9 protein-coding genes and 1 pseudogene are annotated in these 16,728 nt (G+C 59.8%); 7 read left to right on the top strand and 3 right to left on the bottom strand.

Features of this window, described 5'->3' with window-relative positions; translation table 11 throughout:
- Positions 1 to 27 precede the first annotated feature (27 nt).
- From BX592_RS10910 to BX592_RS10895, 4 genes are all read left to right on the top strand, one after another.
- Positions 28 to 927, top strand: a complete 900-nt coding sequence (locus BX592_RS10910; protein WP_134191791.1) for a LysR family transcriptional regulator — start codon at positions 28 to 30, stop codon at positions 925 to 927.
- Positions 928 to 1,121: 194 nt separating this feature from the next.
- Positions 1,122 to 1,892: an SDR family oxidoreductase gene (locus BX592_RS10905; RefSeq protein ID WP_134191790.1), complete on the top strand. Its 771-nt coding sequence runs from the start codon at positions 1,122 to 1,124 to the stop codon at positions 1,890 to 1,892.
- A 41-nt stretch (positions 1,893 to 1,933) separates the two neighbouring features.
- A complete protein-coding gene (locus tag BX592_RS10900; protein WP_134191789.1) occupies positions 1,934 to 2,635 on the top strand; it encodes an alpha/beta hydrolase in 702 nt (233 codons plus the stop codon).
- 232 nt (positions 2,636 to 2,867) lie between these two features.
- The gene (locus BX592_RS10895) at positions 2,868 to 3,458 is read left to right on the top strand and encodes a CGNR zinc finger domain-containing protein (RefSeq protein ID WP_134191788.1); all 591 of its coding nucleotides are present in this window, start codon (positions 2,868 to 2,870) and stop codon (positions 3,456 to 3,458) included.
- 123 nt (positions 3,459 to 3,581) lie between these two features.
- Here BX592_RS10895 and BX592_RS10890 read toward each other — a convergent pair whose 3' ends face one another.
- The 3 genes from BX592_RS10890 to BX592_RS10880 all read right to left on the bottom strand — a co-directional run bounded on the left by BX592_RS10890 (position 3,582) and on the right by BX592_RS10880 (position 6,493).
- Complete coding sequence (locus BX592_RS10890) at positions 3,582 to 4,148, bottom strand: CGNR zinc finger domain-containing protein (protein ID WP_134191787.1); 567 nt, start codon at positions 4,146 to 4,148, stop codon at positions 3,582 to 3,584.
- Positions 4,149 to 4,208: 60 nt separating this feature from the next.
- On the bottom strand, positions 4,209 to 5,435 hold the full coding sequence (locus tag BX592_RS10885; RefSeq protein ID WP_134191786.1) for an MFS transporter: 1,227 nt from the start codon (positions 5,433 to 5,435) through the stop codon (positions 4,209 to 4,211).
- 299 nt (positions 5,436 to 5,734) lie between these two features.
- On the bottom strand, positions 5,735 to 6,493 hold the full coding sequence (locus tag BX592_RS10880) for a 2OG-Fe(II) oxygenase (protein WP_134191785.1): 759 nt from the start codon (positions 6,491 to 6,493) through the stop codon (positions 5,735 to 5,737).
- Between the two features lie 759 nt (positions 6,494 to 7,252).
- Between BX592_RS10880 and BX592_RS10875 the strand changes: the two genes are divergently transcribed.
- The 3 genes and pseudogenes from BX592_RS10875 to BX592_RS10865 form a co-directional block, all read left to right on the top strand.
- Entirely contained in the window at positions 7,253 to 15,739 is an 8,487-nt protein-coding gene (locus BX592_RS10875; protein WP_134191784.1) for a discoidin domain-containing protein, read from the top strand.
- A gap of 78 nt (positions 15,740 to 15,817) precedes the next feature.
- Positions 15,818 to 16,288 (top strand): type II secretion system major pseudopilin GspG, encoded by a 471-nt coding sequence (gene gspG / locus BX592_RS10870; RefSeq protein ID WP_377681634.1) that lies wholly within the window; start codon positions 15,818 to 15,820, stop codon positions 16,286 to 16,288.
- A 174-nt stretch (positions 16,289 to 16,462) separates the two neighbouring features.
- A pseudogene (locus BX592_RS10865) lies at positions 16,463 to 16,728 on the top strand (type II secretion system F family protein); the annotation flags it as partial.

The raw sequence follows: 16,728 nt of genomic DNA, 5'->3' as shown, positions 1-16,728 counted from the left end.
AAGTGCCAGGTCTTCATGACGCTGCCGATGAAATCCAACATTGACTACCAGACCCGGCTTTTCATAGAGATCGCCGCGCACAAGTCGCTTTCCGCAGCGGCGCAGTCTCTCTCGCTGACTCAATCAGGATTGAGCCGGCACCTGTCAAGCCTCGAAGCGTTCCTCGGGCAGGCGCTGTTCGTTCGTCACGGGCGCGGCGTCCAGTTGACCGAGGCGGGCAACAAGCTGCTCGAGGTTGCGAGCGCCGCGTATCAGCTGGTGGACAACACGATGCTTCAATTGCGTAACGAACACGGCGTGACGGATGGCGGCATCCATGTCGCGACGATTCACACGCTGAGCTACTACTTTATGGCGGAGGTCGCGGCGAGATTCATGGCGCAGCGGCCTGGCGCTAGCGTTGCGTTACTGGGACGAAGTTCGCCGGGCGTGGTTGAGCTCGTAGAAAGCGGAAAAGCGGAGATCGGTTTTGCTTACGACTCAGCCGTTGCATCCGATCAGCTGAATATCACGCCGCTATTCGAAGACGATATGTGCCTCGTCGTGCACGAAAACTCGCGTTTTGCTTCGCGTCCAGGCGTCGATTTGCGTGAGGTATCTCCGCCACTGGTTGTGTTTCCCGCGGGCTATGCGTTACGTAAGATGCTGCACACGAAGGAATTCGACGCGACGGTCGCGGCAGAGGTCGAGACTGTCGATGCGATGCTGAAACTGGTGTCGATGACCAACGGTCAGTGCATTTTGCCGCGACTGATTCCGGAGAAGATTCTGCAGGAATATCAGCTTGTGCGTGTCAGGATCGAGCGGCCGATGATGCGCCGATGGATTGTCGGCCTGACCCGCCGCGGCCGCCCGCTGTCGGCGATGACATCGCTGATGCTGGACATTGCGTGCGAGAGCGCGCCGGATGTCGCATTCGAGTCATAACAGCTATGAACCGGCGCGCATCGCTCAGGTGAGCCGATTCGCGGATACTTCATCAAATAGCAAGTCCTGCTGCCAGGCAACGCTTACATCGCGTAATAAGGAAATCGGACGAATTTATATAATCAGTCATCCAAATCGAAAAGCGAATTCATCAATATCGGAATAACCGGCCAGACTCATGGAGGTAGTTCGAAATGGAAAACAAAGTTGCAATTGTGACAGGCGCTAGCCGCGGCATTGGACGCGCCACCGCGATTCGCGTCGCGCAGAATTTTGGCGCGGTGGTAGTGGTGGCGCGCAATGCGGATCTCCTCGAGTCTACCGCGCAGGAGGTGAAAGCGGCGGGGGCACAAGCGCTGGAGATCGACACAGACCTGCGCGACCCGGCCGCTGCCGGCATCGTGGTGCAAAAGACACTGGACACGTTCGGGCGAATCGATGCAGTGATCAACATCGCGGGCGCCGTGCCACAGGTCGATGTGCTGGAAATGACCGATGAACAATGGGACGACGGCTTTGCGCTAAAGCTGCACGGCGCGAGAAGACTCGCAATCCGCGCGTGGGACGCGCTGAAGGCAACGCGCGGGGCTGTGATCTTTACATCCGGAAACTCGGCGCAGGCGCCAAAATCGGGCTTCGCCGCGGTCGCAACGGTGAATGCCGCCATCGTCGCAATGGCGAAAGCGTTCGCAGACCGGGGCATCGGCGACGGGGTTCGCGTGAACAGTGTATTGCCGGGCCCGGTGATGACCGATCGGCGCCGCTCATACATGGAAAAGTACGCGGCGGCGCATGCGATGACAGTTGAAGAAGCGCTTGAGAAGTTTCCGGATCAAGCCGGCATTACGCGGTACGGCAAACCGGAAGATATCGCCGAATTAATGGCCTTTATCCTGTCACCCGCGGGCGAATGGCTGATCGGCGCGGCGCTGCGAATGGACGGCGGCGAGGTTAAGGGCTTGTGAACCCGCGTTCCGCGAAACAACCTGCTTGGGAGAGTTTCGGTATGACTTCGTCTGCAAGTGGCGTGACTGCCGTGTTGGTGCACGGTGCGTGGGCTGACGGTTCGAGCTGGAGCAAAGTGATTGTGCCGCTCCGGAACGCCGGGCTGGACGTCGTGTGTGCGCCGATTCCGCTAACCAGCTTGACCGACGATAGCAATGTGGTCGCGTCCATTGTCGAGCGAACGCATTCGCCAGTCGTTCTGGTCGGTCACGCGTACGCCGGTGCGGTTATCGGCAGCGTCAAAAGCGACAACGTGAAAGCGTTGGTGTTTATCGCGGCGCTCGCTCCGGATGCGGGCGAGACCGTGGCGGATGTGTTCTACCGTGATGACCGTCATGCGGATGCGCCGGAATTGACCCCGGATGCGCGAGGCTTTATCTGGATGCCCGATGTTGGCTTCGATAAGGCCTTTGCGCAGAATGCAACCGCGGCCGAGAAGGTAGTGAGCGCGGCGGTGCAACGACCAATCTCCGTCGAGTGTATCAAGCAAGCGGTAACGGAGCCTGCATGGAAATCGACTAAAAGCTGGTATCTGCTGGCGGAAGAGGACCGGATGATCAATCCGCAAACGCAGCGATGGATGGCTGAGCGGATGAAAGCATCGGTGCGCGCGCACAACGTCGATCACACCCCTTCACTGACCGCACCGGAAACGGTGATCGACATTATTGTTGAGGCGGCAAAGGCGGTATCGGCAGCCTGATAAAAATAAGAAAAACCTCGCTGCTTTCAAGTGTCATTTAGTTAATCGGCGTTCTTCATTCGAGGTATGAGCATTCGCTCATACCTCACCATCTGCGTGGCCTCCAACAGTTGTGAATCGCTGTCCGACTGTGCTAAAAAAATCGTGTGAGTGATTCGTTAATGTTCGATTCGTAACTTGTCAATGAATGTGTTAACAGTTACAGTCACGATTCACTTTTGTGGAGGATTCAATGGCTTCGCCATTGGCATCGGTGCGCGCGCAGGATAGCGTGCTTGAATTCCTGAATACAGTTGTGCCCCACAACGGGCATTCGGCGGATCTGTTTCAGCGGGACGAGGACGTCGTTGCGTGGCTTGAGCGAGCAGGTCTGCTAGATCTGGTGATCGTGCGGGAGAACGGATGCTTTCACGGCCTGGCCGTCGAGGCAAGACAGTTCAGAGAGAATCTGCGCCGCTTGTTTTTTCAACGAAAGTCCGGCGCCCTGGTGGATATTGATCTTCTGAACCCGGTGCTGATTGTGGGCGGCTATCAGATGGAACTGGTCGAGAGCGAAGACGGTAAGTTACAGGCCGTGTATCGGTTCCCTGCGGCAACACCTGCACAGGTGCTCACGCCGCTCGCGATCGCGGCGGCGGAACTGCTAACGCGCGGCGATTTCATGCTGGTTCGTCAGTGTGAGTGGCCAGGGTGTCCACTATGGTTTTGCGACAGAACGAAGTCCCATCGGCGCCGCTGGTGCAACATGTCTCTATGCGGAAATCGCCAGAAAGCCGCGCGCTTTCGTACGCGTCCGCATGCTGACGAAGTGACGGAGCCGTGAGCAAAAATACTCATAGCCGGTATGACGGCACGGCGATCGGCGCTTGAACGAACCCTCCGATCCTGGAACAACGCGCGCACCGTATGCTCCACAAGTGCGCTGCGCCCATCTTTTAGCGACGAATTATGCTTTGCGACGCGCGCGGTAGTTCGCCACCTTCAGGCGGTTGCCGCATCGAGCCATGCTGCACCAGCGGCGCCGGTGAGCCTTGGTTCGATCGAGGAACCACAATGAGCAGGCATCGGATGCACATTTCCTGATCAGATTGAAGTCGCCGGTTGCCAGCAGCTCCGCGGAGGCATTGGCGATTTGCGAGAGAAACTGCTCGGGCGTTGCGCAATCGTACTCGTGCGCAATCCGCAGTTGACCGTTCGCGTGCCGGACCAGCGTCACGCGATACTGGCCGAGATTCAAAAACGCGTTTAACGGCTCGATATTGACTCTTCGGCCAGCCTTCTTCTGGAACATCGCATTGCGAATGGCCTCTCGTAATGTGCGAGCCGCGTGAGCAAGTTTTCCTTCGTCAAATAACGGGGCGACTGCCGCACCTGCGAACTGGTGCGTTCTCATCCATTCGACGACTTGCGTATCGGTTGCAAGATGCTCATAGGAACGCGTATCGTCGGTCGCGGCTGTATTGATGAAGTCGAGCACCGAGTGATCGGACAACGTCAAAAATTGAACAGACATGGGTGATTCTCCGGTAGCTTCCTTCCGGAGATGGTAACTTCTAAATGTTCTGTTGAAAAGTTACATTGATTCGGTGCGTGTACTGACTCGCGCGTCGCAGCGCAGCGCCCGCGAGCACAGCGCGAAAACCACCAGTGCGGCGATATACAGCACGCACGACACCCACGGCAGATTCGCGGTTGCGACGCCATGGCGGATCAGCAGCGCACTGACTGCGGACCCGATCGCGCCACCGAGGTACATCGTCGAGTTGTTTAGCGCGAGCACGAGCGGTCCATGCTTCGGGGCAAGTGCGAGAAGCCGGCTTTGTTGCGCGGGGAACATGAACCAGACGTTCATACCAAAGATCGCAACGGCGAGGGCGTTCGCGACCAGCGACGCACCCGTCGTGCCGAGCCACGCGAGATTGGCGATCTGAATGACCAGTGCAGTTGCGATCACGCGCTGCGATCCAAAACGGTCGCCGAGCGAACCACCGACGTGGTTGCCGATCAGCGAGCCTATGCCGAACGCGGCGAACATCGCGCTGAGCCCTTCCTTCGTCATGCCGCGCTCGGTGAATGTCGCACCGAGATACGTGTACAACGAAAACATCGCGACATACCAGACCAGCGACGGCACCATGCCTAGCAGTACCGGACGCTTGGCCAGCGGCGCGAAGCGCGCGAGGAAGCTAGCGGCGGGCGCACCCATGGCTGGCGCTGCCGTTTGTTCTTCATGATGTTCCAAGCGGAACCCGAGCCCGATTGCGCCGACAAGCGCGAGCGCCGTGACGAACCAGAAACTGCCTTGCCAGCCAAAGCGATTACCGATGTATGAACCGATCGGCACACCGACGACCAGCGATGCGGTGATGCCCGACAACGCCGCGGAAAGTGCCGCGCCCTTGCGCTCGGGTGTGGCGAGCGATGCGGCAAATCCGTATGCGGCGGGCGCGAACATACTGGCGGCAAAAGCGGCGACGATGCGCGTTCCGATCAGAAACGCAAAGGTCGGCGCCAGCGCGGACGCCGCATTGGCTAGTGCGAACGCGGTAAGCGATCCGGCAATCAATGGTTTGCGGCGCATGCTTGTGGTGAGCCCGGCTAGTAACGGCGCGCAGATTGCGTAGAAGAATGCATACGAGGTGACCACCTGACCTGCGGCCGGCACACTGACGTCGAGGCTTCGCGCAAGCGCCGGCAGGATGCCCGAGACGACATTGAAATCCGTGCCGATGGCAAAAAAGGCGATCGCCACCAGCCATACGCGGCGATCGAGTGCAGACGTTTTCAGTGTTTGAGCCATGCGGTTCCCTGGACTGAAGGAGTTCGGCCAGCTGGCGGCGCTCCGGTTGAAACGAGAACGACAAGCTAAACGGAGCCACAGGGTGATGCAAAGCCCGATCGAAGTTTGTCGCGTAAAGCGACAGGCCAGAACGTCCGTTCGCTTGCTCGTTTATGTCAATGCGGAACAGGCGAGGGGCGCGTTCTATTCCTGGCCAGAATCAGAATGTCTTGCAAGCCATTGTATTGCGGCCGCTCTCGCGGTAAGCGTCGAGCGTACCTTTTCTTTGATCCGACCAAAGCAAAAGAGCGGGTTGCCGGTCACTGTGCGTCGTGGAAAATCAAACCGACGGTGTGCCGGTGCCCCGAGCGCAACCGGCTCACGCCATGCCGCAGGTTCACGCGGTAGACGCCGCGCGTGCCCTGCACCGGGCGGCTGTTCACCGTAAACACGACTGCATCGCCTTTACGCAACGGAACCACCTCCGCGCGCGATTGCATGCGCGGGCGTTGCTCGGTCATCACAAACTCACCACCGGTGAAGTCTTTGCCCGGTTCCGACAGCAGGATGGCGACCTGGATCGGAAAGACATGTTCGCCATAGAGGTCCTGGTGCAGACAGTTGTAGTCGCCCGCTTCGTACCGCAGGATGAGCGGCGTCGGTCGGGTTTGCCCGGCTTCGTGACAGCGCCTGATAAAGTCGCGGTGCTTCGGTGGATAGCGGACGTCGATGCGCATTGCGCGATTCCAGCGATTCGCGACCGCGACGAGGTAAGGGTAGAGCGCGGTGCGCAGGCCTTCGATGATGTCCGGCAGCGGATACGCGAAGTATTGGTATTCGCCGCGTCCGAAGCCGTGCCGGCCCATCACGATGCGCGAGCGGAACAGGTCCGCGCGGGTATAAAGGTTCGCGAGCCGGTCGCACTCGTCGGGCGTGATCAGTGACGCGACCGTCGCGCAACCGAAGTCGTCGAGTTCGGTTTCGATACGCGGCCAGTCGAGCGCTGCGACGCGCGTTTCGAATGGGTTTGCCGATACATGAGCGTCACGACCCGCCGTATGCGTTGCGATCTCAACCATCTGTTACCTCCCGGACCGTTTCTGGACTTTCCGTGGTGTGCACCGTTGAAAGCCAGTTTAGCGGTCCAGGCACGCGCCCGCACTCCGAGTCTTGCGGTCCAATTCGGTCTGATCCGATTCGATCGGGCTAGTCGACGCAACCTCAAGGGCAATTGCCGATCGAAAGAAAAATGAAAGATACGTACACGGACCTATAGCTTCGAAACCATTCAGTACATTGACCATCTGTTAACAAACCAAACGGAAATATGACGTAACAAAGATGCTTGCTCGCCGGAATTACGGCTCTAATACTTTCTTGAACCTTTCGGTAGCGTTGTATAAGCTGACAAATTGTCGGAATTAGGCTAGGGAAGGCGAGAACAGTCAAAAAAAGAATCGGTGATCAGGTATACCGCGCAAGTCGTAAAGAACCCGTTCGCCAAACGGGAAATCTTCTAAAACGCCCACCAGGTATAGGTCTGCACCGATACGTTTAAGGCGCCGAAATATTCCATCGCAATTCGGGTTACGTGATAACCCACGTGAGTTACTGCATAACCCATTCCTCTAAAACGCGCATTGCGAAGGTGACTTCGCTTTTGCGTTCGTTACTTCGTATTTACAACTTTACGGTTGGTTTAACGCCGGATCATAGCCCCCCGGAAAAGGCGCACACGTTTGCGCGTCAATTCACATCGACATTCGCTTTCGATGAAGTGTGTTGAAAAGCGGAGAACGAAAGCCACCCGTAGTAAAACCAGAAGAGGGGAATCCACGATGCGCGAACGCATTGGGCATTTATCGGGGCAGCTTGCGGGCCAGCTTGCTCTACTCTGGTTGTTGCTGGTCTTCGCGACACATGCAGTCGCGGGCGTTTCAATACCGGCATCCAACCGTATAGATATCAATCTCGGGCAGACGCCCTGGCGCTACATCAAGGATTCCGACGGTGCCGTGGGCGCTGACGGCGTGCCTGAGTATGCGAAGCGGGATTACGACGATTCGGATCCTGCCAAGGGTTGGCAAGATAAAGGTGTACCGCAGTCCCCATCGGATAACGACACCTTCCTCAATAAGGAGTCGGGTGGCGGCGAGGGCCAACTCACCGGCAACATCACCTGGTATCGCAAGCACTTCAAGTTGGACCCGGCGTACAAGGACCGCAAAGTGCTGATCGAGTTCGAGGGCGCTCACGTCGGTGCGCAGGTGTACATCAACGGCAAATTTATCCAGGGCAACAGCGAGATCCCGGAAAACAAGAATGCGACCCACGTGATGGGTTTCATTCCGTTTGAAGTCGACGCAACGGACTTTGTGACGTTCGACGGCACGACGGACAACGTGATCGCGGTGAAGGTCGCGCGCAACGACAAGTTCTTCAAGTCGCCGGGTTTTGGCGGTGCGTTCCGCTTCGGCCAGAGCGATTCGGGCCTGTTCCGTCCGGTGTGGATGCACATCACGGACCGCGTGCGCATTCCTGAAAACGTCTATGCAGTGATGCACACCTGGGGTACCTACGTCTCGACGGCCGCGCTGACCGCGAGTGGGGATTCAGCGTCGATTCTGGTGCGCACGAATGTACTGAACGAAAATTCGACGGACCAGCAGGTCACGTTGACGACGCAAATCGTCGATGCGAACGGCCAGGTTGTTGCGCGTAGACAGGATACCCAGAAGGTTGAGGTGAGTGGTACTGCGCCCAATCTGAAGGAGCAGGTATTCGACCAGACGCTGACGGTTTCGAATCCGACGCTCTGGTATCCGAACAATAGCACGTACGGCAAACCCTATCTGTACCACGTGATCACCACGGTCGCCGTGGACGGCGTGGTGAAGGATGCGAAGGACACGCCGCTTGGTATCCGCACGATTACCTGGGACAGCAATTTCCCGATCATCAACGGACATCCGCACTATCTGTGGGGCGCATCGGGCCGCTACGACTTCCCGGCGCTCGGATCGGCCGTGCCGGCGGCACTGCAATGGCGCGATCTCATGCTGCTCGCGGACGCAGGCGGGAGTCTGTATCGCCCGGGCCACTCGGCGCAGGGTCCTGAGTTCCTCGATGCTGCCGACGCATACGGCGTGATGGTGTTGCAGCCGAGCGGCGATGGCGAGAACGGCTTTGCGCATATTTGCACGGACGATGCCCAAACGAACTGCATGCAGTCGTGGGACCGCGATTTGAAGAAGGAATTGCACCGCGACATGATCGTGCACGACCGCAATCGCCCGTCGGTGCTCGCATGGGAAGCGGACAACGGCGCCACGGACACGGATTTTGCGAGATTGTTAAAAGGCATCTCGCAGACGTGGGACCCGACCCACACGCGCGCGCAGGCGGACCGTACACCGAACCCTGACAACGGCGATCTGCTTGGTTGTAGCGGTAACGGCTGCGATATCGGCGTCAAGCATCAGTTTCCGAATTCGCCGAGCGTCGGCTCCGAATACTGGGGCACTGGCGTCGGCCGGGCGAGCTACGACTATGAAATTCAATTCGCCGAGTCCTATGTGAAGCAATGGGTGCAAAGCGTCGCGATCAAGTCGATGGGCATCGCGCACTGGTATCTCGCCGATACCCCGGGCGAAATCGTCGACCAGTTCGACCACTACTCGAACATGGAAGTGCGTAGTAATGGCGCGTCGATGATGGACGAGAACCGTCTGCCGCGTCTGCTTTACTACATCTATCAGGAAGCGTGGACGCCGTACGAGATCAAGCCGGTCGTGAAGCTCGCGTATCACTGGACCCGCGTGCCCACGAATGATGATCCTTCTTTGGAGAAGGTGAGGGTCAACGCGTTCAGCAACTGCCCATTGGTCCGTCTGACGCTTAACGGCCAGCAGGTTGGCGAAGTTCAGACGCCGAATTCGAAAGAGACCTATTCGAACGCCGACGCCTCCCAGCAGACGACGCAGCTTCCGGGGCAGGTGCACTGGGACAACGTGAAATTTGTGCCCGGCACGCTGAGGGCCGAGTGTCTGAATCAGCGTAGCGAGGTCGTCACGTACGACCAGCAAGTGACTGCCGGCAACGAGGATCACATCCGGTTGACGGTCGAACCGCAACTGACGAAGCCGGACGGCACGCAGTTCCCGCTGGTTGCGAACGGTACCGACGCTGCGATTATTCATGTGGAAGTGGTCGACGCAAATGGCGTAGTGGTGCCGATTTCGGAAAAGCAGAAGAGGGAAATCACCTTCGCGGTCAATGGCGCAGCGGGTGAGTACCGTGGCGGTAGCGATCACTATTACGACGACAGCCAGCCGCTCGGCTGGCATGCACCGGGTGACACGAAGCTCTACGTGCAAGGCGGCGTCACGCAGATCGTCGTGCGCAGCACGTTCACGCCGGGCACGGTCACGGTGACCGCGACGTCGCCGGGACTCGGCAGTGGCACTGCAACCTACACCGTCGCACCGATAGACGCAGCGCAAGTGTTCGATGGCAAGTCGCTGATCATCGGCGCGCAGCAGGGAACCCCGCCGCAAATCATCACGCAGCCTATAAACCAGAACTCGACGGTCGGCCTGACGGCGACGTTCAACGTGCTCGCGGCCAGCTCGGCGCAGCTGAGCTTCCAGTGGATGAAGAACGGGGCGCCGATTCCAGGCGCGAATAGCTTCGCCTACACGACGCCGGCACTCACGGTGGACGACGACGGGGCAAAGTACTCGGTCACCGTCAGCAACGTCAACGGCAGCCAGACTTCGGACGCGGCAGTCCTGTCCGTTGTCCAGCCGAAAAAGCCGGAAATCACGACGCAGCCGTCGCCGGTCACCATCACGGCGGGCAACAGCACGCAATTCAGCGTGATCGCGTCCGGCTCGCCTGTACTGTCGTACCAGTGGCTGAAGAATGGCGTAACGATCACCGGTGCGAACCAGAACGAGTACGCTACGCCGATCGAGACGCTTGCGGACGACGGTGCGCAGTTCAGCGTGATCGTGACGAACAGCGCGGGCTCTGCGACGTCGAACAGCGCGACGCTGACGGTGAGCAACGCAATCGCGCCGGCCATCGTGGCACAGCCGCGCAGCCAGAGCGTGACGCTTGGCCAGAACGTAACGTTGAGCGTGCAAGCAAGCGGTTCGGCCCCACTGACGTATCAGTGGAAGCTCAACGGCGAGCCGATTACGGCTAACTCCACCGCGACCAGTTCCGATTACGTGATCAAGTCGGCGACCGACACCGACAACGGTGACTACCAGGTCACGGTCAGCAACGCGGGCGGCAGTGTCACCAGTGACATCGCGAAGCTCGTCGTGAGCGGCGGTGGCGCGAGCAACCTTGCGCTGGGTGCCGCTACGGCGTCGGGTTCGGTCTCGGGCGAGAAAGAGGAAACCGGACCGGCGTTCGCAGTCGACGGTAGCCTGGGGACGCGCTGGTCGTCGGCCTTTGACGACACCGCGTGGATCATGGTGGATCTCGGCGAGGTGCGTACGTTCGACCAGATCGTGCTGGCGTGGGAAAACGCGTATGCAGACAAATACCGGATCGAGGTCTCGAATGACGTGGGCCCCGCTCCCGCGAACAAGCAATGGACGACTATCTATACGCAAGACACTGGTACAGGCGGCACCGAAACGATCCGGTTTAACAGCACGTCCGCACGCTATGTCCGCATGCAAGGCGTGACGCGTCACACGGCATACGGCTACTCGCTGTGGGAGTTCGGCGTCTACGATGTGCCGCAGTGCTCGGCGCAGAGCACCACCGAGCGCTTCACGCCGATTCCGGCCAAGCCGGGCACGTGGACCTCGCCGATTGACGGTCTGGAGTCGGGTCCGTTCATCGCGACCGTGCAGGACAACGTGAGCGGTCTTACGTGGCAGCAGTTCGATACGACGTTCCAGACAAAGGGCGCGCAGTTCGTCCAGTCGATTGCGGACCAGTATTGCAAATCGCTGGGCATGCGCCTGCCGACGCTGAACGAAGCGTTGACGATCGCTCGCGCGAACTACGCATCCTGTGCGTTCCCGGCAGGATGGGATACATGGACGACCACCGACGTGCCGAGCGTCGAAGGTAACGCCTACATCGTCAATCAGGCCGGCAAGTTGTCGTTCGCGATCAAGAACAACAACCCGGGTTGGGCGTTGTGCGTGTCGGGTCCGACGGCAGCTGCACCGGTTATCGTCAGTCAGCCGGCTAGCCAGACGGTGGGCGTAGGCCAGTCCGCGACGTTTAAGGTTGGCATCGATCCGAAGGGCACGGGACCGTTCAGCTACCAATGGTTCAAGGTAGGCAGCCAGGACCCGATTTTCATCTCGACGATTCCGTCGTTCACCACGCAGTCGTTGACCACGGCTGACAACGGCTCGTACTACGTGACCATCAGCAACGGTGGCGGTACGGTCACGAGTGCGCAAGCGACGCTGACGGTCACTGCCGGTGGTGGTGGCAATCCGAACCCGGATCCGGACCCGAACCCGAACCCGAACCCGAATCCGAATCCGGAAAACCCCGATGACCCCAATGGCCACCCGGACAACGGCGGCAATCCGATCCCGAGCGGAAACCTCGCTCTCGCGTCGGGTGTGAAGGCGTACGCGACCAGTCGCGAGAACGACGGGTACTATGCGACGAAGGCGATCGACGGCAACGACGGTACGCGCTGGTCGTCGAAGTTCGCCGATGACCAGAGTCTGATCGTCGATCTGGGCTCGGCGCAGAAGTTCGATCGTGCGGTATTGCGCTGGCAGGACTCGTATGCGCTCGTCTACGATATCGATGTATCGAACGACGAAAGCACCGACCCGAATGCCAAGAACTGGACGACCGTCTATACGCAGAAGGCAGGCAAGGGCGGCACGGAAGACGTGCGCTTCACGCTCTCCGAGCCGGCTCGTTACGTACGGATGCATGGTAAGACGCGCTCCACGCAGTTCGGCTTCTCGCTGTTCGAGTTCGGTATCTACAACACGGCTAACACGCCGTCGTACACGATCACCGCGACTTCGACCGGCAGCGGCACGATCACTGCGACCGGCAATAGCACGACCACGTCGGATGGCAAGACGACCGTGCTGCAGGGCGCTCCGCAGAGCTACGTGTTCACGCCGGCGGATGGTGCCGCGGTGACGGGCGTGGTAGTGGACGGCAAAGCCATCGGGATGGTGAACAGCTATTCGTTCGACGATGTGCTGGCCAATCACACGATCAGTGTGACCTTCGGTCCGGCGTCGGCCGCGGTGAACCTGGCGCTTGGCGCAAAGGTCAGTGCGACCAGCTACGAAGGCGTGCCTAACGATGAAGGTAAGCCGGCGCCGTATCCGGCGGAAGCTGCAGTAGATGGCAAGATGGATACGCGTTGGTCGTCCGGACCGTTCGACCTGACGTATTTCACGATCGATTTCCAGAAGGCGACGACGTTCAACCATCTCGTGTTGTTCTGGCAGGATGCGCACGCCACGAAGTATGAGATCGAGACGTCGAACGACAACGGAAATACGTGGACGTCGGTGTACACGCAGGCCGATAGCAAAGGCGGCGTCGAGAGCATCACGCTCGACACCCCCGTCACCGCGCAGCTCGTACGGATGCACGGTGAAGGACGCAGCACGGGTTATGGATACTCGCTGTATGAGTTCCAGGTGTTCAACGTGACGGCTGACAACAGCGGCAACGGCGGCACCACCAACCCGGGCACGGGTACAGGTGACAACGGCGGTACGACCGATCCGGGCACCGGCACGGATAACAGCGGCAGCACCGGTGGCGGCAGCGACGAGACTCAACCGACGCAACCGCAGCAGCCGGGCGGTCACGCGGCCCAACCGGTGAGCGCGAATCTTGCGCTCGGCAAGCCGGCCATCACGACGGGCGTGCAGGGTGATGGCTACCCTGCAACCGCCGCGGTCGACGGCGACCAGAATTCGCGCTGGTCGTCGGATCAGAAGGACGACGCATCGCTGGAGGTGGATCTCCAGCAGGCGGTGCCGTTCAACCGCGTCGTGTTGCGTTGGGAGAACGCGTATGGCAAGCAGTATCTGATTCAGACGTCGAACGACGAGAAGACGTGGAACACCGTCTTCACGCAAAGCGCGGGCAAGGGCGGCACGGAAGACATTTCGTTGCCGACCACGACCGCGCGCTACATCCGCATGCAGGGTGTGCAGCGCGCGACGCAGTATGGCTACTCGCTGTTCGAGTTCGAGGTGTACAACACCGCGGCGGCGTCGAAGCTGACGATCACCGCGAGCGGCGATGCGAACGGCGCGCTGAGCCCGTCGGGTGCGGTGAGTGTCGAGCCGGGTGCGTCGCAGACGTTCACGGCGGTGCCGGCAAGCGGGTACGGTGTTGGCGCGATGACAGTGGACGGTCAGCTGCTCGGTGCGCAGTCGACCTACACGTTCAACAATGTCAGTGCGGCGCACACCATCAGCGTGAAGTTCGTGCCGCTCGCGGCCAGCGTGAACCTCGCGCTGCACAAGGCGGTAAGCGTCAGCGGTGTCGAGAACAACAATGTGCCTGGGACGGCCGCGGTGGATGGCGACCTGAACACGCGCTGGTCGTCGTCGTTCGTCGATCCGTCGTACCTGATGGTCGATCTCGGCGCGCAGCAGACGTTCGATCGTGTCGTGATGAACTGGGAGAACGCGCACGCTGCGGCCTATGAAATTCAGTGGTCGAACGACGTAGGCCAGGACCCGATGGACGCCACCACCAAGAACTGGACGACTGTCTACAAGCAGGACGCCAGCAAAGGCGGTGTCGAAGATGTGAAGTTCCAGGCGCCGGTGACCGCGCGCTTCGTGCGGATGTACTCGACCGCGCGCTCGACTCCGTACGGCAATTCGCTGTTCGAGTTTGGTGTGTATAACAGCGGCGCAAGCACGAGCACGCCGCCGGTCTCGGCGTTTATCCAGCAACCGGCGAACCAGTCGGTGCCGGCCGGCCAGAATGGTCACTTCGCGACGATGATGTCGGGTAGCGGTCCGTTCACGTACCAGTGGCGTCGTAACGGCGCCGCGATTGCCGGTGCGACGAGCCGCACGTACGACACGCCGGCAACGGCAGCAGGCGACAACGGCGCAGTGTACAGCGTCGTCGTGACTGGTCCGAACGGTGCATCGACGTCGAACGACGCAAAGCTGTCGGTCGATACGTCGGTCCCGAACTACACGGTCAAGCCGGGCTTTATCGGTATCGATCTGGTGAACAACACGAACGGCGCATACACCGACGACCAGGTGTATGTGCTGGTGATCGCGCGCGATCCGGCAACCGGCCAGTTTGCATGGCTGAAGCCGGACGGCACGATCGTCGCGTCGGCCGTGTCGGATAACGATGCGGCGAATCACCTGACCGGGCCGGATGGAAAGAACTACTCGAACTACGCGTTCACGCTCGCACAGAGCAAGACGCTGCAGTTGCCGAAGCTGTTCTCGGGCCGCCTGTATGTGTCGCTGGGCAGCCCGGTGTTCCTGAAGATCCTGAACGATGCGAACAACAACATCGGTTTCGCCGGCCCGAATCCGCAGAACGGGACGGACCCGAACCTGAACGTGAACTTCGACTGGTATGAGTTCACGTACGGCGACAACGGTCTGTGGATGAACACGACGCAGGTCGACGAGTTCGGTTTCCCGATGACCCAGGACGTGTACGGCTCGAATCGCACGTTCCACATGCGGACCGGTATTTCGCAGCGCCGCGCGGATCTGTTCGCCGCGTATGCCAGCGAAGTGTCGTCGGCGTTCCAGCCGCAATCGAAGTCGCAGTTCCGCATCATGGCGCCGGCGAAGGACAGCTTTGCGGCCGGTCAGCCGAACGGCAACTACTTCGACGCGTATGTGAACCAGGTGTGGCAGTACTACTCGTCGAACAGCCTTGTGCTGAACATGTGGGGCAACAGCCGTCAGTTCATCGGCAAGGTGCAGGGTAGCCAGTTGGTGTTCTCGGAAACGGATCTGCATAACGGCGCGTTCGTCGGTGGCAACTACATCGTGAACAAGCCGACTACGCAGGACATCCTGCAGGGCAGCGGTGCGCTCGCCACCGGCAATTCGACGGAACTCGCAATCGAAGCGCAGATCTGCGCGGCGTTCAACCGTCACGTGATGGAAGACGTCACGAAGTGGGCGACGCCGGATGCGTGGTATGCGGCATCGCCGTCGAACGAGTACGCACGGTTCTTCCACGACCACGGCATCAGCGGACTCGCTTACGGCTTCGCGTATGACGACGTGTCGGACGCGAGCTCGACGGTGGTTGCGGCGCAGCCGGAGCACATGGTGCTTGGCATCGGTTTCTAAGCGCCGCAGGCGGTGAGTGGTTTGTAACAAGCAATAAGGAATGGCGCCCGCCGTACGGCGGGTGCCTTGAGGAGAGTCATGATGTCGCGGTATGGCAACGGTAGCCCGGCGGTAAACGAGATGCGAGCGCGGGTCGCGCGGCGGAGCAAACAACGCGGTTTTACGCTGCTCGAATTGCTGGTGGTGCTGGTGATCATCGGCATGCTGGCGGCACTGGTTGGACCGCGTTACTTCTCGCAGCTCGGCAAGTCGCAGGTGACGGTCGCGCATGCGCAGATCGATGTGTTCACGAAGGCGGTCGACAACTTCCGGCTCGACGTCGGCCGTTATCCGACCGCTCAGGAAGGATTGACCGCGCTTGTCGTCAAGCCGGCCAACGCGGATAAATGGGCAGGCCCGTATCTGAAGAAGGAAGTGCCGCCGGATCCGTGGGGCCATCCGTACGTCTACAAGATTCCCGGCGCGAAGAGCGACTACGCGATCATTTCGAACGGGCCTGATAACCAGTCGGGCACCAGTGCGGAAAGCGCGCAGATTACGAGCGAATAGCCGGAGCGAAAAATGCGGAGCATCACTAACTGATGCCGGTGTACTCGAGAGAGTACCCGGCATTAGTCCGTAAACATTGTAATTGGATTGCGGTAGATCGTAAGCAATGCTGTAAAAAATTTCCTTTAAAAGCAGCTGTAAAAACCGCTTCAAAAAACGGGTTCGCGAAACACTATGCAATACGAAGTCAGAGCGCTGGCGCCCGACAACCAGATCGTCGCACTGGTGATCGACGCGCATGATGAGAACGACGCGCGGCGCCAGGTCGAAGCGCGCGGATTGCATGCGACGCGGCTCGTGCCGCGCCGTTCGTTGCGCCGGCCGGCATCATCGCGCGGTGGTTTGTCGCTGGTGCTGTTCAGCGAGGAACTGCTCGCGTTGCTGACCGCGGGCCTGTCGATTGTCGAAGGGCTCGAGGCGCTGCTCGAACGCGAAGGCAG

The sequence above is a fragment of the Paraburkholderia rhizosphaerae genome (assembly GCF_004366595.1).
Classification (GTDB): Bacteria; Pseudomonadota; Gammaproteobacteria; order Burkholderiales; family Burkholderiaceae; genus Paraburkholderia; species Paraburkholderia rhizosphaerae.
This window is presented reverse-complemented; position numbering and strand designations above follow the sequence as displayed.